22 protein-coding genes and 1 tRNA gene are annotated in these 22920 nt (G+C 65.9%); 15 read left to right on the forward strand and 8 right to left on the reverse strand.

Annotation, left to right across the window (positions count from 1 at the left end):
* The 3 genes from rsmB to RT551_RS18345 all read left to right on the forward strand — a co-directional run.
* The coding region (gene rsmB / locus RT551_RS18335; protein ID WP_313461160.1) for a 16S rRNA (cytosine(967)-C(5))-methyltransferase RsmB at positions 1-1205 on the forward strand (1205 nt) is incomplete at its 5' end.
* Positions 1206-1229: 24 nt separating this feature from the next.
* Entirely contained in the window at positions 1230-2954 is a 1725-nt protein-coding gene (locus RT551_RS18340; protein ID WP_313461162.1) for a glycosyltransferase family 39 protein, read from the forward strand.
* A gap of 183 nt (positions 2955-3137) precedes the next feature.
* On the forward strand, positions 3138-4343 hold the full coding sequence (locus RT551_RS18345) for an O-antigen ligase family protein (protein WP_313461164.1): 1206 nt from the start codon (positions 3138-3140) through the stop codon (positions 4341-4343).
* 2 nt (positions 4344-4345) lie between these two features.
* On the opposite strand, the gene RT551_RS18350 is transcribed toward RT551_RS18345, so the two are convergent.
* Both RT551_RS18350 and RT551_RS18355 read right to left on the reverse strand, forming a co-directional pair.
* Positions 4346-5467 carry a glycosyltransferase gene (locus RT551_RS18350; protein ID WP_313461166.1) on the reverse strand — a complete coding sequence of 374 codons (1122 nt, stop codon included), beginning with the start codon at positions 5465-5467 and terminating at the stop codon, positions 4346-4348.
* Positions 5468-5511: 44 nt separating this feature from the next.
* Entirely contained in the window at positions 5512-6330 is an 819-nt protein-coding gene (locus tag RT551_RS18355) for a glycosyltransferase family 2 protein (protein ID WP_313461168.1), read from the reverse strand.
* Between RT551_RS18355 and RT551_RS18360 the strand changes: the two genes are divergently transcribed.
* On the forward strand, positions 6329-7387 hold the full coding sequence (locus RT551_RS18360) for a CDP-glycerol glycerophosphotransferase family protein (protein WP_313461170.1): 1059 nt from the start codon (positions 6329-6331) through the stop codon (positions 7385-7387). The two genes, RT551_RS18355 and RT551_RS18360, sit on opposite strands and share 2 nt — an antisense overlap.
* 87 nt (positions 7388-7474) lie before the next feature.
* Here RT551_RS18360 and RT551_RS18365 read toward each other — a convergent pair whose 3' ends face one another.
* The 4 genes from RT551_RS18365 to RT551_RS18380 form a co-directional block, all read right to left on the reverse strand.
* A complete protein-coding gene (locus tag RT551_RS18365; protein WP_313461199.1) occupies positions 7475-9025 on the reverse strand; it encodes a PH domain-containing protein in 1551 nt (516 codons plus the stop codon).
* Between the two features lie 5 nt (positions 9026-9030).
* A complete protein-coding gene (locus RT551_RS18370) occupies positions 9031-9522 on the reverse strand; it encodes a PH domain-containing protein (RefSeq protein WP_313461201.1) in 492 nt (163 codons plus the stop codon).
* 136 nt (positions 9523-9658) lie between these two features.
* Positions 9659-10774 (reverse strand): GTP cyclohydrolase II RibA, encoded by a 1116-nt coding sequence (gene ribA / locus RT551_RS18375; RefSeq protein ID WP_313461172.1) that lies wholly within the window; start codon positions 10772-10774, stop codon positions 9659-9661.
* Positions 10775-10861: 87 nt separating this feature from the next.
* A complete protein-coding gene (locus tag RT551_RS18380; RefSeq protein WP_313461174.1) occupies positions 10862-11779 on the reverse strand; it encodes a lauroyl acyltransferase in 918 nt (305 codons plus the stop codon).
* Positions 11780-11875: 96 nt separating this feature from the next.
* On the opposite strand from RT551_RS18380, the gene dtd reads away from it, so the two are divergent.
* The 5 genes from dtd (at position 11876) to RT551_RS18405 (ending at position 17102) form a co-directional block, all read left to right on the forward strand.
* Positions 11876-12316, forward strand: a complete 441-nt coding sequence (gene dtd, locus RT551_RS18385; protein ID WP_313461176.1) for a D-aminoacyl-tRNA deacylase — start codon at positions 11876-11878, stop codon at positions 12314-12316.
* A 91-nt stretch (positions 12317-12407) separates the two neighbouring features.
* Complete coding sequence (gene rpoD, locus RT551_RS18390; protein ID WP_313461178.1) at positions 12408-14264, forward strand: RNA polymerase sigma factor RpoD; 1857 nt, start codon at positions 12408-12410, stop codon at positions 14262-14264.
* Between the two features lie 197 nt (positions 14265-14461).
* The gene (yjjJ, locus tag RT551_RS18395) at positions 14462-15859 is read left to right on the forward strand and encodes a type II toxin-antitoxin system HipA family toxin YjjJ (protein WP_313461180.1); all 1398 of its coding nucleotides are present in this window, start codon (positions 14462-14464) and stop codon (positions 15857-15859) included.
* Between the two features lie 66 nt (positions 15860-15925).
* Positions 15926-16001 (forward strand) — tRNA-Ile (locus tag RT551_RS18400).
* Positions 16002-16457: 456 nt separating this feature from the next.
* Complete coding sequence (locus tag RT551_RS18405; protein WP_313461182.1) at positions 16458-17102, forward strand: TetR/AcrR family transcriptional regulator; 645 nt, start codon at positions 16458-16460, stop codon at positions 17100-17102.
* A gap of 500 nt (positions 17103-17602) precedes the next feature.
* Here RT551_RS18405 and RT551_RS18410 read toward each other — a convergent pair whose 3' ends face one another.
* Positions 17603-17941: a helix-turn-helix transcriptional regulator gene (locus RT551_RS18410; RefSeq protein ID WP_313461184.1), complete on the reverse strand. Its 339-nt coding sequence runs from the start codon at positions 17939-17941 to the stop codon at positions 17603-17605.
* Positions 17938-18210 (reverse strand): type II toxin-antitoxin system RelE/ParE family toxin, encoded by a 273-nt coding sequence (locus RT551_RS18415; protein ID WP_313461186.1) that lies wholly within the window; start codon positions 18208-18210, stop codon positions 17938-17940. Before RT551_RS18415 ends, RT551_RS18410 begins: the two co-directional genes overlap by 4 nt.
* A 257-nt stretch (positions 18211-18467) precedes the next feature.
* Here RT551_RS18415 and RT551_RS18420 point away from each other — a divergent pair, with 257 nt between their 5' ends.
* From RT551_RS18420 to RT551_RS18445, 6 genes are all read left to right on the forward strand, one after another.
* Positions 18468-19421, forward strand: coding sequence for an alpha/beta hydrolase (locus RT551_RS18420; protein ID WP_313461188.1), 954 nt, complete (start codon positions 18468-18470; stop codon positions 19419-19421).
* 135 nt (positions 19422-19556) lie between these two features.
* Entirely contained in the window at positions 19557-20561 is a 1005-nt protein-coding gene (locus RT551_RS18425; protein ID WP_313461190.1) for a glycoside hydrolase family 43 protein, read from the forward strand.
* A gap of 142 nt (positions 20562-20703) precedes the next feature.
* Positions 20704-21555, forward strand: coding sequence for an STAS domain-containing protein (locus RT551_RS18430; RefSeq protein ID WP_313461192.1), 852 nt, complete (start codon positions 20704-20706; stop codon positions 21553-21555).
* A 1-nt stretch (position 21556) separates the two neighbouring features.
* A complete protein-coding gene (locus RT551_RS18435; RefSeq protein WP_313461194.1) occupies positions 21557-21925 on the forward strand; it encodes an STAS domain-containing protein in 369 nt (122 codons plus the stop codon).
* Positions 21922-22323, forward strand: a complete 402-nt coding sequence (locus RT551_RS18440) for an anti-sigma regulatory factor (protein WP_313461196.1) — start codon at positions 21922-21924, stop codon at positions 22321-22323. Before RT551_RS18435 ends, RT551_RS18440 begins: the two co-directional genes overlap by 4 nt.
* Positions 22314-22920 (forward strand): ATP-binding protein (locus tag RT551_RS18445; protein WP_313461197.1); only part of this gene is annotated, 607 nt, incomplete at its 3' end. The genes RT551_RS18440 and RT551_RS18445, both read left to right, overlap by 10 nt.

The raw sequence follows: 22920 nt of genomic DNA on the forward strand, positions 1-22920 counted from the left end.
CGGCATTGCCGCAGCTGGATGATGCCCGCGACCGCGCGCTGCTGGAGGCGCTGTGCTTTGCCGTACTGCGCCGACGTGCGGCGTACGACGCCGCGTTGGCGGCCTGGATGCAGCGCCCGCTGGGCGCGCGCGATGCCGAACTGCGCGCGTTGCTGCAGGTCGGGTTTGCCCAGCTGGACGCCTTGGAACTTCCCGCCCACGCGGCCTTGTCTGCCACGGTGGACGCTGCACGCGCGCTGGGTTTCGAGCGCCAGGCCGGCATGGTCAACGCGCTGCTGCGCCGGGCACAGCGCGATGGATTCGCCGATCAGCCCGCGCGCGCCGCGTTCCCGAACTGGCTGGCAAAAAAGATCGAGCTGGACTGGCCCGAGCAGGCCTCGGCGGTGTTCGAGGCCAGCCTGCAGCCGGCCCCGCTGTGGTTGCGGGTGAACGGGCAGCAGACCGATCGCGCCACCGTACTGACGCAGTTGCAGGAGGCCGGCATCGCGGCCGAACCGTCGGCCCTGGCGGCCGATGCGATCTGCCTGCCGCAGCCGGTGCCGGTGGCATCGCTGCCGGGGTTCGCACAGGGCGCGTTGTCGGTGCAGGACCTGTCGGCGCAGCAGGTGGCCGACGCGTTGTCGCTGCGCAAGGGTGCGCGGGTGCTGGACGCCTGCGCCGCGCCGGGCGGCAAATCCGCGCATCTGCTTGAGCGCGACCCGACCCTGCAGCTGCTGGCGCTGGACATCGACGCGCGCCGGCTCAAGCGCATCGGGGAGACCTTCGCGCGCACCGGGGTAGGGGCTGATGCGCAGATCCGCGCCGCCGACGCCAGCGCACCGGACAGCTGGTGGGACGGGCAGCCGTTCGACGCGATCCTGCTGGATGCGCCGTGCTCGGCGACCGGCATCATCCGTCGCCAACCCGATGTGCTGCTGCACCGGCGGCCGGCTGACATCGAGGCACTGGTTGCGCTGCAGGCGCGCCTGCTGGACGCGTGCTTCGGCATGCTCGCACCCGGCGGCACCATGCTGTACGCGACATGTTCGATCCTGCGCGAAGAAAACCAGTTCCAGATCGAATCCTTCCTGCAGCGCACGCCACGCGCCGGTTTCCTGCCGCTGGGTGAGTCGTTTGGCCACGACTGCTGGGCAGGACGGCAACGGCTTCCCGGCGAAAACGGCGGCGATGGTTTCTTTTATGCGCGGTTGCTGAGAAAGGGCTGATCGCATCCCGGTACACTCGCGATCATGCTGAAAACACGCGCGTCCCGAGAGTTCTGGTTGCTTGCTGTGATGGCCCTGCTGGTGCTGGGGGCCGGATTGGGGCTGCGTGACCCGTGGCCGTCCGACGAACCACGGTTCACCCTGGTGGCCAAGCAGATGGTGATGAGCGGGGACTGGCTGTTCCCGCACCGCGGCACCGAGCTCTATTCGGACAAGCCGCCGATGCTGATGTGGCTGCAGGCCGCGTTCTACACCCTGCTGGGTGACTGGCGACTGGCCTTCCTGCTGCCATCACTGCTGGCTGCACTGGGAACCCTGGCGTGCGTGTACGACCTGGGCCGACGTCTGTGGACCCGCAAGGTGGGGTTGTATGCGGCCTGGGCGCTGCTGTTTGCGGTGCACTTCACCTTCCAGGCCAAAAAGGCGCAGATCGACCCGCTGGTGGTGTTCTTCGTCACCTTGGCCAACTACGGCCTGCTGCGCCACCTGCTGTGCGGGCCTGCCTGGCGCTGGTGGTGGCTGGGCTGGTTTGCCGCCGGGTTGGGGGTGATCACCAAGGGCGTCGGCGTGCTGGCGCTGTTCATGCTGGTGCCGGCGTTTGTGGCCGGCTGGCTGCAGTGGCCGCGCATCCGCCTGCATTCGCATGGCTGGCGGCTGTGGGTGGCTCCGCTGGCGTTCGTGGCGGCGATCCTGCTCTGGCTGGTACCGATGGTGGCCACCGCCCTGGCCACCGGGTCGGCCGAGTACCACGCGTACATGAACGACATCCTGTTCCGGCAGACCGCCAAGCGCTACGCGCAGTCGTGGGACCATCACCAGCCATGGTGGTACTTCCTGGCCACCATGCCCTCGATGTGGATCCCGGCCTTCCTGCTGGTGCCGTGGGCGGTGCCGGCCTGGTGGAGGCGGCTGCGCCGGCGTGATCCGCGCTATCTGCTGCTGCTCGGCTGGTGGCTGCTGATCGTGCTGTTCTTCTCCATCCCGCACGGCAAGCGCGATGTCTACATCCTGCCGGCGCTGCCGATGTTCTGTCTGGCGCTGGCCCCGCTGCTGCCCGGGCTGCTGCGCCGGCGCGACGTGCAATGGGTGCTGGGTGGGTTCACCGCCCTGCTGGGAGGTCTGTTGCTGGCGGCGGGCGTGGCCATGCTGGGCGGCGAGCCCGCCTTCGAGCAGAAGCTGATCATCGAGCGCGGCATTGACCGCTCCGTCACCGCCGCGTTGGGCTGGGTAGGCATTGCGCTGGGCAGCTGGGCGATGGTCAGTCTGGTGTTCAGCGGGCGTCGGCGTTTCCATCTGGCGGTGGTGTCCACCCTGGCCATGGCCTGGGTGACCTACGGACTGGTGGGCTACCCGCTGTTCAACGATTCCAGTTCAGCGCGCGGCCTGATGCTGGATGCCGGCCGCCGGATTGGCCCGGACGCGGAGCTCGGCCTGGTCGGCTGGAAGGAGCAGAACCTGCTCATGGCGGACCGTGAGGTGGCCACCTTCGGCTTCAAGCAACGCTGGTACCGCCAGCTGCAGGACGGGCGTGAGTGGCAGGCGCAGGCCCCCGGGCGGCGCTGGCTGCTGGTGCAGGACCCGGTGATGCTCAACTGCGTGGACCGGCAGCAGGCTGAACATGTCGGCGTGGCCAACCGTCGTGGCTGGTGGCTGGTGCCGGCACGGGCGTTCTCCGGCGAGTGCCGGCCCAGCGCGGCCGAACTGGTGCGTATCCGCCGTGAACAGTCCAGGTATGACAATGACGAGTAATCGCAGGCTCATGGATCATTACCTTTCGTTCGGCCACAATGCGTGCCGCTTGACGATTCCTTCCGTCCCTCTGCAGCCTGAGCCGCTCTGAACGTGACCCACCCGCTTTCCCCTACTGCCGGCATCCCACCTGTTCTGGCATGGGCATTCACGCTGGCATTGGGCGTTACGCCGGTGCTGCTGATGTCGACCACCGACGGCGGCAGTGCGGGGTACTACCTGCTGGTGCTGCTGAGCATGATCGTGCTGGCGGTGGTGCGTCCGTCGCAGGCTGGTCAGCGCTGGTGCGACAACCGCCGCGAGTATGTGTGGATGGTGGCGGCCATGGGGGTGATGCTGGTCGGCGTGCTGACCAGCCTGCTGGTGCATGGGCTATGGAAGGGCTCGGAAGTTGAAAAGGCGGTGCGCTTCTTCAGCGTCGGCCTGATACTGGCAGCCGCCCTGCGCATTCCACGTCCGGTGCTGGCCCATGCCGTGTTCGGGCTGATGCTGGGCATCTGGTACGCGGTGCTCAATCTGGGCTGGCTGGTGCTGAAATCCGATGGTGCGCGCCCGGCCACCACCCAGTTCAATACAGTGACTTACGGCGACCTGACCCTGCTGTTCTCGGTGCTGGCGTTCGTGATGATGGGGGTTCGCATCACCCGGTTCCGCCGCACCGAGTTTGCCTTCAAGCTCATCACCGGCATCGCCGGCGTGGCCGGCTTCGTGGCCACCCAGACCCGCGGCGGGCTGCTGGCCATTCCGTTCTTCCTGTTCGTCGGGCTGCTGATCCAGGGTCGGCGCATGAACCGGCTCAAGGTGCTGGCTTCGGTCGTGCTGCTGGGCACCGCCGGTGCGATCGTGGCCAGCGACGCCTCGATGCGCGAGCGCATCGAGCTGGGCGTCAGCGAGTTCGACCAGTGCCAGGTCGCGCACCTGGCTGACACCTCGGTCTGCATCCGGCTGCAGTTGTGGCGCGCGGCAGGGCACATGATCCATAGCGAGCCGGTGTTCGGCGTGGGCGGTGGCGACCGCTTCCGCGAGGAGCTGGCGCAACTGGCCACCGAAGGCCAGGTCACGCCGATGGTCGCTCGCGACTTCGGCGAGACCCACAACGACCTGCTGTACTTCCTGGCCACCTACGGGGTGCTGGGCGGGTTGGGCCTGCTGCTGCTGTACTTCGCCCCCGGCTGGGTGTTCGCGCGCCGCCTGCGGCTGTCGATGACCGACCGCACCACGCGCCTGTTCGCCGGCGCGGGCCTGATGATCTGCGTCGGCTACGTGGTGTTCGGCCTGACCGAGATGATGTTCCGCGACATGCGCAGCGCCTCGTTCTACGCGACCTGGATGGCGTTGTTCCTGGCGCTGTCGGACCCGCTGCGGCTGCGCGATTCCGCGTCCCGCTGAAATCAGCGCCCCTCCAGCACCGCCGCGTAACTGGCTTCGGTCAACTCACTGAACGTATCCAACCCGAAATGCCGCAGCGCATGCTCCCGCGCGGCAACCCCCAACTGCGGCAACTCTGCGCGCTGCTCGTACAGCGCACTGACCTGCGCCGCAATGGCCGCCACGTCGCGCACCGGCACGATCCAGCCGTTCTGCCCCTGCTCGATGTTCTCCGGCAGGCCGGCGTAGTCGCTGACCATCACCGGTTTGCCCATCGCCATCATTTCGCGGCAGGCGAAAGAGATCGTTTCAATGTCGTAGGACAGCACGAAACCGGCATCGCCGCTGGCCACGAACGGTCGGATGTCCTCCAGCAGCCCTGCAAAATGCACCTGCTGCGCCAGGCCCAGACGGTCCACTTCGGCCACCGCCTTCGGATCCGGCGTGCGCCCGGCAACGGCCACGTGTACCTTGCCGCGCAGCGGCTCGGGCAGGGTGGCCATGGCCCGGACCAGGTCGATCCATCCCTTGTGATTGTCGGTGCCGGCATTGCTGACCAGCACCAGCGCGTCCGGGTCGGTGGTCCAGCGCGCGCGCAGGGCCGCCGCCTCGGCCGGGTCGGCAGGTGCAAAGCGGGTCAGGTCGACCCCGTTGCGGATCACGTCGATCGGGCAGCGCCGGTACGGACTGTCCAGCAGCATCTGCCGGGTGTGCGCCGACACCGCGATGACGCGGTCGGTGCCCCAGCGTGCGCGCATGGCGTTGCCAAAGGTATTGGCCGACTTGCTGTTGTGCTTGGTGAACACCAGTTTTGGCCGGTGGTGTAGTCCTGCCACCGCCTCCATCGCCACCCGGTGGTCGCGTGCGCCATTGGCGTGCACGATGTCGATCTGGTGGTGCTCGATCAACCCGCGCAGCCGGCGCAGGTCGGCCCATTGCTGGCCCAGCGTGCTCAATCCGCTGCTGAAGGCGATCTCCACCGGCTCGGCAATGCCTTCGCTGCGCATCACCCGGATCACCCGGCTGTTGCCAGGAGCCGCCATGAACAGTTGGTGGCGACCGGACAGCGCACGGGCCAGCGAGGCCAGGTAGGTGGTGTGACCACCGCCATCGCCGGAATGGAAATTGGTATAGAGAATCTTCATGGGGGGCCTGGCAGGAACGCCCGGGCAGTCTGCCACAGACGCATTCAGCTGGCGTCAGTGCGGCGCGGCGGATCGCTCACCGGCTGCCCGTTCTGCAGCATCCACAACATGATGGTCTTCTGCCGCACATAGTTGGCGCGCACGTAGGCGTAGACCAGCCCATGCCAGCCATCGCGGAAGCCGCCACGGAACAGCAACCCGCGCCAGAACCGCCATGCCGGGGCCAGCACCAGCTTGGCCAGCGTGGCGCGCTTGCCGCGCGCGAACTCATGTTCCGCCATCATCCGCGCATAACGCTGGGTCTTGCTGAGCTGCTGCTCCAGCGAGCGGTACGGATAGTGGATCAGGTCGCCCTGCAGCAGGCCCACGCTGCCGTCCACGCTGGCCGCTTCATGGATCTCACGGGTGCCGCGCCAGCCGCCATGGCGGCGATCGAACAGGCGCAGCACGCGGTCGGGATAGGCGTTGCCGTGACGCAGGAATTTGCCGAAGTACTCCGACAGGCGCGCAAAGCGGTAGCCGTGCTGGCCGCCGAAGCCACTGGCCTGGGCGGCCAGGATGGACTCGCGCAGCGCCGGGCTGACGCGCTCGTCGGCGTCCAGGCACAGCACCCAGTCGTGCTGTGCCTGCTCGACACAGAACGCCTTCTGGCTGCGGAAGCCGTCGAATGCCCGCTGCAGTACCCGTGCACCCGCAGCGCTGGCGATGGCCACGGTGGCGTCGGTCGAATGCGAGTCGACCACGATGATCTCGTCGCAGAAGGCCAGCGAGGCCAGGCAGTCACCGATGCGGTCGGCTTCATTGAACGCGATAATGCAGGCGGAGATGCGAGGCCGTTCAGTGGGAGCGGTCGTGGAGGACATGATGGCTGAGTACCTGCTGTTTGCGACGGAGCGCTATGCGCTGCCTATTCTCGCCCCACTGGCGCAGGCGTTGCACGCGTCCGGGCAATCGGTGTCGGCCTGGTTCGAGGACGGCGCGGCCGGCGCACAGCTGCCTGGCGTGCCCAATGTGGGCCTGAAGCAGGCGCTGGCGCTGCGTCCGCGGGCGGTGTTCAGTGCCGCCAACTGGGTGCCGCCGTTCATTGCCGGGGCCAAGGTGCAGGTGTTCCATGGCTTCAATGTGCAGAAGCGCGACAGCGCGCGCGGTCATTTCCGCGTGCGCGGCCTGTTCGACCTTTACTGCACCCAGGGGCCGGCCACCACCGCGCCGTTCCAGGAGCTGGCCGCCCGCGAGGGGCACTTTGCGGTGGCCCAGACCGGTTGGCCGAAGCTGGACCCGCTGTTCCGCGACGATGGCGGGGCCAGCGCGGCGTTGCGCGCGCCGGCAGCCGGGCGGCCGGTGATCCTGTTCGGCTCCACCTTCACCGAACGCCTGAGTGCCGCACCGCACCTGCATGCGCAGATCGCCGCGGACATCGCCCGTGGTGACCGCTACTGGCTGCTGACCCTGCACCCGAAGTGCAGCGAGGAACTGTTCGTGCAGTACCGCGCACTGGCTGGAGCCAACGCCGCCTTCATCGAGCCCGAGCAGGTGATGGCCGCCCAGCGCGCCGCCGACGTGCTGGTGTCGGACACCTCCTCGATCGTGTCCGAGTTCGTGGTGCAGCACAAACCGGTGGTGACCTTCCGCAACCGCGTGCCGCAGCCACACATGATCGATTTCGACGCGCCCGAGGCGCTGCCGGCAATGCTGGCGCGCGCGCTGGACCCGGAACCGGCGCTGATGGCCGAGATCCGGCGTTATGCCGATGACATCCATCCGTACCGCGACGGGCGTTCCAGCGAGCGGGTGATGGCCGCCACCGAGGATTTCCTGGCCGGCAAGCTGGGGACGCTCAAGCGCAAGCCGTTCGGGGCGTGGACGCGCGGGCTGCAGATCCGCAAGGATCTCGGTTACTGGGGGCCTTCACGGCGCTGAGCCGCTGCACGACGCGCATGGCGCGTCGCTACAGGGCGCGTAGTGACGCGCCATGCGCGTCAAGCCGTATTGCCCGCCACACGCGCATCACCGCAACCGCCGCCGCGCCAACGCCCCGTTCAATCTCTCCAGCACCTCACGCGCCTCGCCCTCCGGCAAAAACCGCAACCGCAACGCAATACTCCCACCCGCACCCGCCGTATCCAGCCACACACTCGCCGTTCCCATCAGTCGATCCAACGGCGAGCGCGACAACCGCAGCGACTGCAGCTTGTCCAGCTCGGCCAGTCGCCACCAGCGCGTCCACCAGCCGCCTCTCACGGCCACATAATCCCCGTCCAGGTAATACCCCATGCGCGCGATCTCGCGCGAGGCACGGAACGCCGACCACGGCAGCCAGGCCAGCAACACCGCGCCCCAGGGCCCGACCTCGAACACAGCGCCCACCGTCAGTAGCGGCACGACCACCAGCGCCGGCAGGCACAGCCGCCACCAGCCCTTTCGTGCCACGCCCTGCCAGCGCGGCGGCGGCCATTGAAGCCGGGGCAGCAGATGGCGCAGCAGGTCGTCGCAGGCGGCGGGTGTGGCCAGCGGAGCCAGCTCGCGCAGGTCGCGGCCGTCATCGTCCGATCCCACCCCGGCCGCATTGTCGATGCGCAGCTGACGGCGGCCCACCCAGCGCTGCAGCGCGGTTTCGCGCAGCGTCCAGGCCTGGATGCGCCGGCGTGCCACGCTGGTGCGCATGCGGGTCAGCAGCCCGCTCGTCACCGTGAGCCTGCGCTCCTGCTCGGTGAGCTGGAAGCCGTGGTAACGCAGCAGCGCCAGCACCACAGACAGCAGGCGCAGCAATAACCAGAACCCACCCACGGTGAACACGGCGGCCACCACCCAGACCCAGGTGGCCGGATGCAGGTGACTGGCATAGCCGAACACCTCGCGGCCATGGTGTTCCACCGCATCGCTGACGTAGCCGCGCGGGAAGAACTGGTAGGAAGCACCCCAGGCGGCCAGCACCGCCACCCAGCCACGGTTGGACAGCAGCCCGATCCGCAGCACGTCGCGATTGCCCAGCTGCAGCAGCACCGCGGTCGGGGGTGCAGTCGGTGCGCTGGAATGCGGCTCAGCCGCTGCATCGTCTGCACCGGGCAACGGTGGCGGTTGCTGTCCGCGCTGCCGCACCAGCTGTTCCAGCGCCAGCGCCTGGGACAGTTTGAGCACGCGCATTTCCGCTTCCGGGCGGTGCCCGCCGGCCGATTCCAGACGCAGCTCGGCCACCCCGAACAGGCGGTGCAGCGGATTCTGGTGGACCACCACGTTGTGGATGCGCGCGAACGGAATCTCGCGACGGTTGCGCGCGATGATCCCGCTGCGCACGCTGATTGCGTCGTGGCCGATGTGGTAGCGGTAGGTCAGGTACTGCAGGATCGAGATCCCGACCAGTACCGCGATCACGATCAGCGTGGTCAGGTAGGTCCACATCTCATCGCGGTCGCCGCGCCCGCCGAACACCAGCAGCGCCACCAGCGGCAGCAGGAACTGGCGCAGCTGCATCAGCATCACGAACAGCCAGGACCAGGGATGCAGGCGCTGGTCTGGAGCCGGTGCCGGTGCCACCGGCGGCGCGGTGTCCTGGGGCAGGGTGCTCACAGGGCGTCGTCGTCCTGGTCCAGCTGGCGGCCGAGGGTGTCGCGCAGGCGCTCGGCATCGGCGTGGTCCAGCCCGCTCAGGGTCACCGCACTGAAACGGCTGCCGGCGGTGTGCACCACCAGGGTGGCCAGCTGCGCGGCACGCTCGATCGGTCCCCGGCGCAGGTCCAGGTGCTGTACGCGCGAAAGGGGAACCCGGGTGTCCAGCTGCCACATCAGGTCGCGGCGCACGCCCAGGCCCTGTGCATCCAGCCGCCACCAGGTACGACGCTGGCGACGGAAGCCGAGGCCGGCTCCGAGCACCACCGCAACCGCCACGATGGCGATCACCGCCCAGCCGGGCAGGGGCAGGCGCAGCATCACCCAGGGCACGCCCAGGGCTCCGCCGACCATCACCAGGGCGGTGATGCCGCTGCCCACGGCGGCCATGCTGGCCGCGCGCAGCGGCAGGCGTTGCCAGCCGGCATCCGGCGGCAGCGCGGGCGGCAGTTCAGGCGCAGCGGGAAGGGGCGGGGCGGTGGAGACGTCGTCGATCACGGCGGAGCTCGGCAGCAGATGGATCAGGCCGGGCCCGGTGGAAAGCAGTGCCGCACCCGTGGCGCAGACGGTAGCAGGTTGCGCCGTGCTATTGCGCGGCCTGGATCAGCGCGTCCACATCCAGCAGGTGGCCGGCACGCTCAGCCTTGGTGCGCAGGTAGTGCTCGTTTTCGACGGTGATGTCGCCGGTCACCGGCACGCACTCCACCACGTCGATCCCGGCATGGCGCAAGCGCTGGGCCTTGGTCGGGTTGTTGCTGAGCAGCTGCACGCGGCTCACCCCCAGGCCCTGCAGCATGGCCACGGCGCTGCCGTAGCGGCGTTCGTCAGCACCGAAGCCGAGCTGGGCGTCGGCGTCGATGGTGTCCAGGCCGTCGTGCTGGTAGCCGTAGGCGCGCATCTTGGCGGCAATACCGGTGCCGCGACCTTCCTGGTCCAGGTACAGCAGGATGCCGCCGCCCAGCTCCTTGAGCTTGCGCAGCCCGCGCCGCAGCTGGTCGCCGCAGTCGCACTTGAGTGAGCCGAACAGGTCGCCGGTGAGGCACGAGGAGTGCACCCGCACCGGCACCACCGCATTGAAATCCGGCGTGCCGACGATGATCGCGACCTGGTCGCGCTGGGCCACCCCACCGCGGAACACCGCGAACTCGGTCATGCCCACTTCGCGCAGCGGCACCGGCGAGCGCGCCACCAGTTCGTAGGCATGCGCGGCCTGTTCGGCCCCCTGCTGCAGGTCGCACAGCGACACCTGCGCGCAGCTGTCAAAACGGGTGTCGCCCGGGGCCAGCAGCACGCCGACCATGGCCGGCAGCAGCAGGCCCAGTCGGGCCACTTCCACCGCACCGGCATCCAGCGCCTGACCGGCGCTCCAGCCGGCCGGCATCGGCACGGCTTCGCGCAGGTAGCTCAGCGAGGGCAGGGCATCGAACTCGACCCCGGCCAGCGGCACGCGCGCGCCGTGTTCGGCCTGCACGCCCAGCACCCGCGCGCGGGTGGCGGTGAGGAACAGGTAGTGCTGCCCGGCGGCCACGTCGGCAAAGGTACGGAAGCTGCTGCGGGTGCTGCTGTCCAATGCAATGAACGCCAGCCGCTGGCCTTGGCTGTCGTCGATCACCACCGGGCGACCGGCGCGCAGTTCGGCCACCGCGCGCTCGCAGCGGATCGCCGAGGGGTCGCCAAAGGGAGAAGAAGCAGCTGAAGACATGACGGGGGCCGTGGGGGACATCGTGGTGTTCACAGTGGGGCCGGATCGCCCCGATTCAATCAAATGCGGCGTGACACAGTGTCGCGCTCAGTGCGGATGCTGCTCGGTGGCATACGGGTCGACCTCGCCGGACTCCGGCGGGCGCAGGGTGTAGCGCTTGTAGGTCCACTGGTACTGGGCGGGATCGCGGCGGGCGATCCGCTCGATCCCGGCGTTGAGCACGCTGGCGGCGGTGCGCGGGTCCGGGTCGGCCACGCCGGGGGCCGCCGGCTCGATGTGCAGGGCGAACTGCATGTCCGGGCCGATGCGCTCGCACCAGCCGTACAGCACGGTGGCCCCGGTGCGCTCGGCCAGCCGGTTGACCAGGGTCATGGTCAGCGCCTCCACCCCGAAGAACGGCGCGAACACCCCGTCGCCGGCCTTGGGCTGCTGGTCGGGCAGGATGCCGGTGGCCCCGCCGTCCTTGAGCACCTTGAACAGCTGCCGCACCGCCGGGCCTTCGGCACGCACCTGCTGCACGTTGCTGCCGCCACGGACCAGTTGCAGGAAGGCATCGCCCACCGCTTCTTCCGGAGCCTTGTAGACAATGGCGATTGGCCCGCGCGAGGCCAGCCACTGGTTCAGCAGCTCCCAGTTGCCGTAGTGCGGGGCCGCCACGATCACGCCCTTGCCGCTGGCCAGGGCCGCGTCGTAAAGCGCCTCGCCGTGACGCTCGCGCAGCAGCGCCAGGTTCTGCTCGCGCGGCCGGGTCCACAGCCGCAGGGTTTCCACCGCCTGCAGCGCGGTCGAGCGCAGCAGGTCGCGGTGCAGCACGCTGCGCTCGGCCTCGCCCAGTTCCGGGTAGGCCAGCTCCAGGTTGCGGCGGGGGACCCGGCTCTCGCGGGCGTTCAGGCGGATCCACAGCCAGGCCAGCGCATGGGCGAAGGCGCGCAGCCAGGACCAGGGCAGGCGGGTGAACAGGGCGGCGGCACGGTAGGCCAGGCGGGCGGTGGTTTGCGGTTTCATCGGGGCAGAGTCTAGCCGCTGAAGGCGACAGCCGGGCTGGGCGAGGCGGCTGGCAGCTACTAAGGTAGGCGGCCCCCCCTGATGCAGAAGCCCGCCATGCTTGTCCTCATCCAGCGCGTCACCCAGGCCAGCGTCACCGTCGACGACGCCGTGGTCGGCCAGATCGGCCCGGGCCTGCTGGCCCTGGTGGGCATGGAGCCGGGCGACACCGAGGCCCAGATCACCCGCATGGCCGATCGCCTCCTTGGTTACCGTGTGTTTGCCGATGAGGACGGAAAAATGAACCGCTCATTGGGGGATACAGGGGGCGGACTGCTGCTGGTGAGCCAGTTCACGCTGGCGGCCGACACCCGCAGCGGCACGCGGCCAGGGTTCAGCACGGCGGCTCCGCCGGCCGAGGCTGAACGTGGATTCAACCGATTGGTGGAAATCTGCCGACAAAAGCACGCTTCAGGGGTGGAAACGGGGCGCTTTGGTGCCCATATGGTAGTCAGCCTGGTCAACGATGGACCGGTGACCTTCCTGCTCAGACCGTAGCCCCCGGGACCACCGCCCGGGCAGGCAGGGGTCTGGGCTGGTATAATGCTAGGTTCTATTCCTCTCTCCCAGCCGGTGGCGCGAGCACTACATGGCCAACGAACGTCCTGCCCAGCAAAACGACATCAAGCTTCTGATCAGCAAGGGCCTGGAACAGGGCTACCTGACCTACGCCGAAGTCAATGACCACCTGCCGGACGACATTGTCGACCCGGAACAGATTGAAGACATCATCGGCATGATCAACGGCATGGGCATTGATGTCCATGAAGTCGCGCCCGATGCTGAAACCCTGCTGCTCAACGACGGCAACACCGGCAACCGCGAGGTGGATGACACCGCCGCTGAAGAAGCCGCTGCCGCGCTGAGCGCGCTCGACACCGAAGGTGGCCGCACCACCGACCCGGTGCGCATGTACATGCGCGAAATGGGTACCGTCGAGCTGCTGACCCGCGAAGGCGAAATCGCCATCGCCAAGCGCATCGAAGAAGGCCTGGGCCAGGTCCAGGCGGCCCTCGGCACCTTCCCGGTGTCGGTGGAAACCCTGCTGGCCGATTACGAAGCCCACAAGGAAGGCAAGAAGCGCCTGGCCGAAGTGATCGTCGGCTTCAACGACCTGGTCGAAGAAGAACCGGCTCCGGCCGTGGCTGAAGACACCAGCGGTGACGACAGCGACGCCGAAGGCGACGAGGACGAGGACGACGATGACGTCGGCGGCGACGAGGACACCGGCCCGACCGGCCCGGATCCCGAAGAAGTCGCCCGCCGCATGGCCGAGCTGGGCGCTGCCTACGCCGCCTTCAAGAAGGCGTCGACCAAGGCCGACCGCAAGCCGCTGGCCAAGCTGCGCGACGAGATGGCCGCCGTTTTCGTCACCCTGAAGCTGCCGCTGCCGCTGACCGACGTGCTGGTGAAGCAGCTGCGCGACGTCATGGCCGACATCAAGGGCCACGAGCGCCGCGTGCTGAACCTGGCCACGGTGACCGCGCGCATGCCGCGCAAGGACTTCATCCGTTCCTGGGAAGGCAACCAGACCAACCTGGAGTGGGTGGAAGACGCACTGAAGCGCAAGCAGAAGTGGTCGTCGGCCCTGCGTGACGTCAAGGACCAGATCATTGCCGAACAGCAGGCCACCATCGACATCGAGAAGAGCACCTCGCTGGAGCTGGAAGAGCTGAAGGAAATCAGCCGTGCGATGGCCTATGGCGAAGCCAAGGCACGCAAGGCCAAGAAGGAAATGGTCGAGGCCAACCTGCGCCTGGTCATCTCCATCGCCAAGAAGTACACCAACCGTGGTCTGCAGTTCCTCGACCTGATCCAGGAAGGCAACATCGGCCTGATGAAGGCCGTGGACAAGTTCGAGTACCGCCGCGGCTACAAGTTCTCGACCTATGCCACCTGGTGGATCCGCCAGGCCATTACCCGTTCGATCGCCGATCAGGCGCGCACCATCCGTATTCCGGTGCACATGATCGAAACGATCAACAAGTTGAACCGCATTTCCCGCCAGATGCTCCAGCAGTACGGCCGCGAGGCCACGCCGGAGGAGCTGGCCAAGGAAATGGACATGCCGGAAGACAAGATCCGCAAGGTGATGAAGATCGCCAAGGAGCCGATCTCGATGGAAACCCCGATCGGCGACGACGAGGATTCCCATCTGGGCGACTTCATCGAGGACACCAATGTGGAGTCCCCGATCGAGAACACCACCAACATCAACCTGTCGGAAACCGTGCGTGACGTGCTGGCTGGCCTCACCCCGAGGGAAGCCAAGGTGCTGCGCATGCGCTTCGGCATCGACATGAACACCGACCACACCCTTGAGGAAGTGGGCAAGCAGTTCGACGTCACCCGCGAGCGCATCCGCCAGATCGAAGCCAAGGCCCTGCGCAAGCTGCGTCACCCGAGCCGCTCGGAACAGCTGCGCAGCTTCCTGGATATCGATTGATTCCGGTGGGTGTGTGGTGAAGGAAAAACCCCGCTTCGGCGGGGTTTTTCTTTTTTTTCGTAAAATAATTCGTAATTTAATTAGGGCATGAACCCGTCCGGGCCTACAAAAATCATGGGGTTGCTTCACCGGATTGCTTGCGCGCCGCCGCTTCATGTGGCAAAAATACGTAAATTAATTCGTAACTATATCGGCGCATGTCCCGTCCCCGCACGCATCTGGTCCAAGACCTACTGGAACGCCTGCCCCCCGGGCAGGTGGTGCCGGCAGCCGACCTTTTGGATGTTCTTGGGATCACCCGCCCGACCTTGGGCCGGCTGGTGGCCGACGCAGGGGGTAGGGTCGTGCGGCTGGGTCGGACCCGGGCGACTGCCTATGTCCAACGCCAGGCCACCCCGGCTGGCAGCGAATGGCCCCTTTTCCGCATGCGCGAAGATGGAAGCCTGGAAGAGCTGGGGCAGGTAATGGCACTGAGCGGCGACACCTTCTACGTCCAGACAGAAGGGGATCGTCCGAATCTTGTTCGCCCACCCGAGGGCGACATCACGGGTTACTTCCCGGGACTGCCTTGGTATCTGGATGACCTGAGGCCCCAGGGGTTCCTGGGAAGAACGTTCGCCCATCGGCGCGGACGTGAGCTTGGTCTTCCTGAGGACATCAATCGCTGGCAGCTTGGCGACACACTTCAGGCGTTGGTGCGCGCAGGTGGTACCGAAGTCGGTGATCTGCTGCTGGGGGGCGACGTCGTCGCGTCCGCCCTCGCGACGATGGATGCTCCGCCGGACCGCGTTCGTCGCGACGAGCGCGAACAACGATACCCCGAGTGGGCAACCGCTGCGCTGGAAGGGGAAGACGTGGGCTCCTCGCCCGGTGGCGAACAACCCAAGTTCACCGCGACGGTTGAACATGGTGGCGGCCGCTACGCCGCGCTGGTGAAGTTCGCCTTGCCCGGAGCGGGGGAGGCTGCCGAACGGTGGGCGGACCTGTTGGTCTGCGAGCATCTGGCGCTGGAGGTTCTGCACGAGGCCGGCGTATCCGCGGCAGAATCGTCGCTGATCCAGACCAACAGCCACACCTTCCTCGAGGTGAAGCGGTTTGACCGTTCGCCGGACACGCTCGGACGGCGCGGATTCGTGTCGCTGTTGGCCCTGTCTTCCGCATTCGTCGGTGACAACGCCGGCTGGGACGAGGCGGGCGAGCAGCTGCTGGCGCTGCGATGGATCAGCCGGGACACCGCTATCGCCATGGCGCGGCTGCATGCCTTCGGTCGGCTGATCGGGAACACCGACATGCATCAGGGCAACATCGGCTTCCACTTGGTTGACCACGGCCCGCTACCGCTGGCACCGGCCTACGACATGCTGCCGATGTCGCTGGCTCCTTCGCGTACTGGTGTGCTGCGAGCGACAACCCCAATCGCACAGATTGCGCCGCAGCGCTCCGGACAACTTGCTCACCTGCAATGGGCGGTACCGTTGGCCGTGAACTTCTGGGAGCGGGTTGCCGAGTCTGGGCTGTTGCGGTCCAGGGTGCTGACGCAGGTGGCCGGAGAGAACGCAGAGCGGGTCCGGGACATGGGGCGCCGGTTCGGCTGACGCACCGCTTGACGTTAGATCCAGTGGCGGCATTGGGCCTGTCTCCACTACACTTTCACGCTGCAAGGGCCTATAGCTCAACGGTTAGAGCAGAGGACTCATAATCCTTTGGTTCCAGGTTCGAATCCTGGTGGGCCCACCAATGAAAGCAATGGTTTACGGCATGAAAAAGGCACCGGTACTCGGTGCCTTTCTGTTTGGTGCCTACTTGGAGCCTACATTCCGCGTGGTGCCTACGCGCGCCGCTGAGACTCCCATTCCTCCCGCGCCACCAAGGATTCGGACAGGTTGCAACGTTGGTGGACACCATCAGCGAGCCGTATCAGGCTACGGAGAGACTGCTACGCATGGGTAGCGGATGATCGGCGGGCCTTATGGCCCTTCCAGGTACAGAACTAGGGCGACAAAAGCGCCGGACACGAGCAAGCTGATCAGAGCGAAGTGGATAAGAAATGACACCATGTTGCTACCAAAAAGGTAGTGCCTCCACCCGAACTCTGATTGCGTCGCAGCTTCCCGCTTCATGGGAGATCCCAGCTTGTGTACAGAAGTCGACAGGATAAAATTCCTGTTCCAATGGCGGTACTCGTATACGGCTATGAAGATGACGTCTGGCTACGTGCGCACATCTCCCCGCAAAATCCCTAGTCAGGGGCGTTCGCGAGCAGCTGTTCAGGCGATCTTGGAGGCTGCGGCTCGCATTCTTGAATCGGCCAATCTGGAAAGGTTGACTACGAATGAGATCGCAGAGGTGGCCGGAGTCAGTACCGGCACTCTCTACCAGTACTTCCCTAACAAGTCCGCAATCATTACGGCACTTGTCGAAAGGGAGGTGCTGAATTCACTGGATGCGATAGAGTCAGCCGTGGCGATGAACGGCAATGGGACCGCATTGAGGTCCGCATGTGAGGCAGCCGTGCGGTCCTTGCAGGAGAGACCCCGACTCTCGTCTGCGCTACTGGCGGCTGAACCTCTGATGTTCATGGATGGGGAAAAGCCACCGTTTGCAGTGCTTCAGTTTCGACGTTTCGAGCTGTTGATCGAAGGCGAGATCGGTTGTGGGCAGTGTGTCGAATCGATCACCAGCCAGCTGCTGGCCATGTTGAAGGGACTTCTATTGAACGCTGTTTTCACGGGAAAGCTGGAGGATCAACGCCTGCCATCTGACCTTGGTGATCTGGCCGTCCAGTTTGTAGCCAAGGCGCATAAGCAGTGCGGCGCTCGCAGTGCTCACGACTCTTGAAGTGGCCAGTCTATTGGCCCGCCGATTTGGTGACACCGGAACAAATCGAGGGCCGTGCGGATTTGCCTCCCATTGTTCGCGGGCGACGGGTGCTTTGAGCCGGACTGGTTCCAGGTTCAAATCCTGGTGGGCCCACCACAGCGCAACAAGCAGACCGAGAGCGGCCCGCAGCGTCGCGCTTGACGCTTCCAGCCCAAGCGACTGGTCTGATGCGAATCTGGAAGTCACTTCGAGGTCGAGCTTCCTACCCTCTAGCAGGGTGGAGGATGCATGAAGACGACAACGACCAGTGAGGTTGGTTACGCGATCCGTGGAAAGGAGGAACGCGCGCAATTGGGCGGCCAGAGCACCAGTAGCTCGAAGGCTGCGCGACGCTGCATCGCCGAATCGCTTGTGATGCCTGGAGCGGCTGACATTGAGTTCGAGCCACCTCGAATGAGCATCACACTTGCATCCGTCGAGTCCGAGTAATGCAACGCATCGAACTAAGGCTCAGCGGTTCAGGCGTGAGAATCGCTTGCTTCTTTGCGTGTCTTCCTGGCTGGTGCCTTTGGAGCGACTAGATCAATTTGAACCCTATAGCCCAAGGCGGTTGCTACACGACTTAAAGTGTCAAGTGTCAGCCCGGTGTCCGTTTCATCCAGCACTCGATCTAACTGTGATCGACTGGTCTGCATGCGCTTGGCGAGTGCGGATTTGCTGACCTTTGCCGCTTTCATTGCTTCTGCGACCTGCCAGGCAATCACGCGTTTGACGGCAACAGCAGCAGATGTTTCAAGAAGGGCTTCCGAGTCCAGGAATTCGTCAAAGCTCGAGCCGATATGCTTGTTCTTGCTCACTTGATCACCTCATTTCTACGCTTCTTGGCCAGTTCAAGGTCAACTTTGGGTGTCTTCTGGGACTTCTTTACGAATCCGTGCAGCAACACCATGTCCCGCAACACGGTGGTGAACAGAATTCGTGCAGTTCCTTCAGGGATTGTGCTTCGTACTTCCCAGAGCCGGTCATCCATCTTTCGCACCAGTGGCATACCCAAGGGCCAGCCAAGCTGGACGGTTTTGACATCACTGCCGATTGCTCGACGAGCGTCGACGGATACCTCTTCCATGAGCCATCGTCTTACCGGTTCGTCTGCCGAGGCGGACCGGTAAAACCGGACGTCCAAGACTGTCTTCATGGGTCGACTATACGCATCCATTGTCGAAATGTGTACATAAATAAGTACAAGCGTTATCTGACGTAGTCGGTCTGGCCGCAGGGATACGTGTACGCAGTATCAAGTTTCCTGGACTAAATGTGACCGAGCGTCCTGTGTATGCGCGTAAAGTAGCCCCTGTCGCACCACCACCCAACAGGAGCTACCCCGTGAACACCCTCGCCCGCACTGTCGCAATCGCCGCACTAGCCCTCTCCATCCAGGCCGGCCTCTCCGCCAGCGCCGCCGAGCCGGCTGCCCGCGCCACCCCCACCACCATCAGCCAGACCGCCAGCACCATCACCACCGCCGACGGCGTGCAGCTGTACTACAAGGACTGGGGCCCGAAGAACGGCCCGGTGGTGACCTTCAGCCACGGCTGGCCGCTGAACTCGGACAGCTGGGAATCGCAGATGATGTTCCTGGCCGACCACGGCTACCGCGTGGTCGCGCACGACCGTCGCGGCCATGGTCGTTCCAGCCAGCCGTGGGACGGCAATGACATGGACCACTACGCCGATGACCTGGCCACGGTGATCAACACGCTGGACCTGCACGACGTGACCCTGGTCGGCTTCTCCACCGGCGGCGGTGAAGTCGCCCGCTACATCGGCCGCCATGGTACCGGGCGGGTGAGGAAGGCGGTGCTGATCAGCGCCGTGCCGCCGCTGATGCTGAAGACCGCCGACAATCCGGGCGGCGTGCCGATCGCCGTGTTCGATGACCTGCGCAAAGGCCAGCTGGAGAACCGCGCGCAGCTGTACCGCGATATCGCGTCGGGCCCGTTCTACGGTTTCAACCGCCCCGGGGCGAAGGTCTCCCAGCCGCTGGTGGACGCGTGGTGGGCGCAGGGCATGCAGGCGGGTGCCAAGAACACCTACGACTCGATTGCCGCATTCTCGGCAACGGACTTCCGTGGCGACCTGAAGAAGTTCAACGTGCCCACCCTGGTCATCCACGGTGACGACGACCAGATCGTGCCGATTGATGTGGCCGGCCGCATGTCGGCCAAGCTGATGCCGGGTGCGAAGCTGCTGGTCTATCCGGGTGCGCCGCACGGCCTGACCGAGACCCACAAGGATCGGGTCAATGCCGACCTGCTGGCCTTCCTGCAGCAGAAGTAAGCGGCACTGACGGAACAGGCGGGCGGTCGTTGCCCGCCTGCTTCGTCACGCCCGTCCATTTGCTGCGCTGCACCCGCAAGCTAATTTAAATCGATCTAAGATCGAGCGAAATCAACCAGCACGAGGGCACAGCGCATGCGGCAGGGTGGAATTCGAGTACTGGCACTGGCGGCAGTCATCTCACTCGGCGCATTCGCCGTGCAGGCAGCTCACGCGGCCAAACCGGCGACGTCCGGCAACCCGATCCTTCCCGGCTGGTACGCGGACCCGGAAGCGGCCGTGTTCGGCGATACCTACTGGATCTACCCGACCACCTCCAAGCCCTACGCGGAGCAGCGCTACTTCGACGCGTTCTCTTCGAAGGATCTGGTCAACTGGACCAAGCACCCCGGTGTGCTGAAGATCGAAGCCATCACCTGGGCCAAAGAAGCCCTGTGGGCACCCTCGGTCGTGGAGAACGGCGGCAAGTACTACTTCTTCTTCTCCGCCAACGACATCAAGAACGACAGCGAAGTCGGCGGCATCGGCGTGGCCGTGGCCGACAAGCCCGAGGGCCCGTACCGCGACCTGCTCGGCAAGCCGCTCATCGGCACGTTCCACAACGGGGCCCAGCCCATCGACCAGACCCTGTTCCAGGACGACGACGGCACCTGGTACATGATCTATGGCGGCTGGAAGCACGCCAACCTCGTCAAGCTCAAGCCCGACTTCACCGGCATCGAGCCGCTGCCCGACGGCACGCTGTACAAGGAAATCACGCCAGCTCCCGAGTACGTGGAAGGCTCGCTGATGTTCAAACGCAACGGTCGCTACTACTACATGTGGAGCGAAGGCGGTTGGGGCGAGCCGGACTACTCGGTCGCCTACGCCATCGCCGAATCACCGCTGGGGCCGTTCAAGCGTATCGGCAAAGTGCTGCAGTCCGACCCGAAGGTCGCCACCAGCGCAGGGCACCACTCGCTGATCCGCACGCCCGACGACCAGTGGTACATCGTCTACCACCGCCGCCCGCTGGGCGAGACCAGTCGGCACCATCGGGCGACGGCCATCGACCGCATGTACTTCGACGACCAAGGGCGCATCCTGCCCATCCAGATCACCGCAGAAGGGGTGCCGGCGCGTCGCCTGGGCGGTGGTTGAGTCTGAATAGTTCAGCCATGGCGTGAGGGCGTGCCCGACAGGTGACCGTGTGATGATTCCCTCTACCTGAATTCATTTATGCTCGGTCGCTCCTGACCCCGCCGCCCGGCGGGGTTGGCTCCCTTCAAGCAGGAACCACGCCATGGCGGCTTTGCAGCAGCGCACCATCGACCTCATCCGTGCCCATCAGGACCAGGTGGTCACCCAGTGGGCCGAGAACAATACAGGTGCCCAGGACGCGCGCATCTCGCCGCGCGAGCTGGACACCCAGCTGCGCGAGTTCTGGCGTCTGTTCCTGGACACGCTGGCGCAGTCCAGCGCCGCCGGCATCGGCAGCAGCGAATGGGCCGAAACCCGCAGCTTCCTCGAACAGCTCTCGCGCGACCGCGTGCTGAAGGGCTTCAGCTCCTCGGAAACCGCCAGCTTCCTGTTCTCGCTGAAGCGGCCGCTGTTCGAGCTGGTCCAGCAGGGCCTGGCCGATGATCCGAAGCTGCTGGGCAACCAGCTGTGGGCGATCACCGAAGTGATCGACACCCTGGGCCTGCACAGCGTCAAGGTCTACCAGAAGACCCGCGAGGACGTGATCCAGCGCCAGCAGGAAGAAATGCTGGAACTGTCCACCCCGGTGGTGAAGCTGTGGGACGGCGTGCTGGCGCTGCCGATGATCGGCACGCTGGATTCGCAGCGCACCCAGGTGGTGATGGAATCGCTGCTGCAGCGCATTGTCGATACCGGGTCGGAAATCGCCATCATTGACATTACCGGTGTGCCCACCGTTGACACCCTGGTCGCCCAGCATCTGCTCAAGACGGTCACCGCCATCCGCCTGATGGGTGCCGACGCCATCATCAGCGGCGTGCGCCCGCAGATCGCCCAGACCATCGTGCACCTGGGGCTGGACCTGCAGGGCATCGTCACCAAGGCCAACCTGGCCGACGCGCTGGCGCTGGCGCTCAAGCGCACCGGCCAGGTCGTGACCCAGGCGGCGCGCTGAGATGGAACGCATTCCCATTCTGCAGATGGGCAAACTGCTGCTGGTCACCATCCAGGTCGACATGCACGACCAGCTGGCATTGACCCTGCAGGACGACCTGAGTGAGCGCATCCAAAGCACCGGCGCGCACGGCGTGCTGATCGACATTTCCGCGCTGGACATCGTCGACTCCTTCATCGGTCGCATGATCTCCACCATCGCAACCATGGGGCGGCTGATGGACGCCACCACCGTGGTCGTCGGCATGCAGCCCGCCGTGGCGATCACCCTGGTTGAACTGGGACTCACCCTCGATGGCGTGCGCACCGCGCTCAACGTCGAGCGGGGCATGCACCTGCTGCGTCAGAACGACAACGCAGAGGCCCCATGACCGCACTCAGTGGATCTCTACCGATCCGCGTGGAACAGGACGTCGTGCTGGCCCGCCAGACCGTGCGTGGGGTCGCCGTGGCCTGCAAGCTGAGCCTGATCAACACGACCAAACTGGTCACCGCGGCCAGCGAGCTCGCGCGCAATGCCGTCATCTATGGCGGCGGTGGCGAGATGACCTGGGACGTGGTCGAAAACGGCCTGCGTCGCGGCCTGCGGCTGGTGTTCAGCGACAACGGTCCCGGCATTCCCGATGTGGCCCAGGCGCTGACGGATGGCTGGTCCTCGGGCACCGGCATGGGCCTGGGCCTGTCCGGCTCGCGCCGTCTGGTGGATGTGTTCGAACTGGAGAGCGCGCCCGGCAAAGGCACGCGGGTCACCCTCGTCAAATGGATCTGAACTTCTCCGGCCACGTAACCCGGGTCGTGGCCGTGGAGGAAGCCTCGCAGGTGGGGCAGGCTCGACGCGAAGCGCTGGCGCTGGCCCACCACATCGGCTTTGACGAAATCGACGCCGGCCGGGTGGCGCTGGCCGCCACCGAAATGGCCACCAACGTGATCAAGCACGGTCGCGGCGGGCGCATGCACCTGTCCATTGCCTGCGGGCGCGGGGGCCTCGGCGTGGAACTGTGGGCGCTGGACAACGGGCCAGGCTTTTCGCTGGCGCAGGCGATGCCGGACGGCTACTCCACCGGTGGCACCCAGGGCCTGGGCATGGGCGCGATCCAGCGCCAGGCCACAGTGCTGGATGTGTGGGCAGACACCAAGGGCGCTGTGATGGTCGCACGCATCTATGCCAGCCGCGCGGCGCGCGACGTGGATGTGCCTTACGGTGCCCTGCGCCTGGCGCTGCACGGCGAGCCGGTGTGCGGTGACGCCTGGCACCTGCACGCCGATGCAAAGCAGGTGACCTTCACCCTGATTGATGGACTGGGGCATGGGCTGCCCGCGTCCGACGCCGCCCAGGCCGGCACCGCAGCGGCCGCGCAGCGCGGTG

The sequence above is a fragment of the Stenotrophomonas sp. genome, assembly GCF_032103445.1.
GTDB lineage: Bacteria > Pseudomonadota > Gammaproteobacteria > Xanthomonadales > Xanthomonadaceae > Stenotrophomonas.

Coding starts and splice junctions, on each gene's coding strand:
- RT551_RS18340 (WP_313461162.1), top strand. CDS start 1,230: ATGCTGAAAACACGCGCGTCCCGAGAGTTCTGGTTGCTTGCTGTGATG.
- RT551_RS18345 (WP_313461164.1), top strand. CDS start 3,138: ATGTCGACCACCGACGGCGGCAGTGCGGGGTACTACCTGCTGGTGCTG.
- RT551_RS18350 (WP_313461166.1), bottom strand. CDS start 5,467: ATGAAGATTCTCTATACCAATTTCCATTCCGGCGATGGCGGTGGTCAC.
- RT551_RS18360 (WP_313461170.1), top strand. CDS start 6,329: ATGATGGCTGAGTACCTGCTGTTTGCGACGGAGCGCTATGCGCTGCCT.
- RT551_RS18355 (WP_313461168.1), bottom strand. CDS start 6,330: ATGTCCTCCACGACCGCTCCCACTGAACGGCCTCGCATCTCCGCCTGC.
- ribA (WP_313461172.1), bottom strand. CDS start 10,774: ATGTCTTCAGCTGCTTCTTCTCCCTTTGGCGACCCCTCGGCGATCCGC.
- RT551_RS18380 (WP_313461174.1), bottom strand. CDS start 11,779: ATGAAACCGCAAACCACCGCCCGCCTGGCCTACCGTGCCGCCGCCCTG.
- dtd (WP_313461176.1), top strand. CDS start 11,876: ATGCTTGTCCTCATCCAGCGCGTCACCCAGGCCAGCGTCACCGTCGAC.
- rpoD (WP_313461178.1), top strand. CDS start 12,408: ATGGCCAACGAACGTCCTGCCCAGCAAAACGACATCAAGCTTCTGATC.
- yjjJ (WP_313461180.1), top strand. CDS start 14,462: ATGTCCCGTCCCCGCACGCATCTGGTCCAAGACCTACTGGAACGCCTG.
- RT551_RS18405 (WP_313461182.1), top strand. CDS start 16,458: ATGAAGATGACGTCTGGCTACGTGCGCACATCTCCCCGCAAAATCCCT.
- RT551_RS18415 (WP_313461186.1), bottom strand. CDS start 18,210: ATGGAAGAGGTATCCGTCGACGCTCGTCGAGCAATCGGCAGTGATGTC.
- RT551_RS18425 (WP_313461190.1), top strand. CDS start 19,557: ATGCGGCAGGGTGGAATTCGAGTACTGGCACTGGCGGCAGTCATCTCA.
- RT551_RS18430 (WP_313461192.1), top strand. CDS start 20,704: ATGGCGGCTTTGCAGCAGCGCACCATCGACCTCATCCGTGCCCATCAG.
- RT551_RS18435 (WP_313461194.1), top strand. CDS start 21,557: ATGGAACGCATTCCCATTCTGCAGATGGGCAAACTGCTGCTGGTCACC.
- RT551_RS18440 (WP_313461196.1), top strand. CDS start 21,922: ATGACCGCACTCAGTGGATCTCTACCGATCCGCGTGGAACAGGACGTC.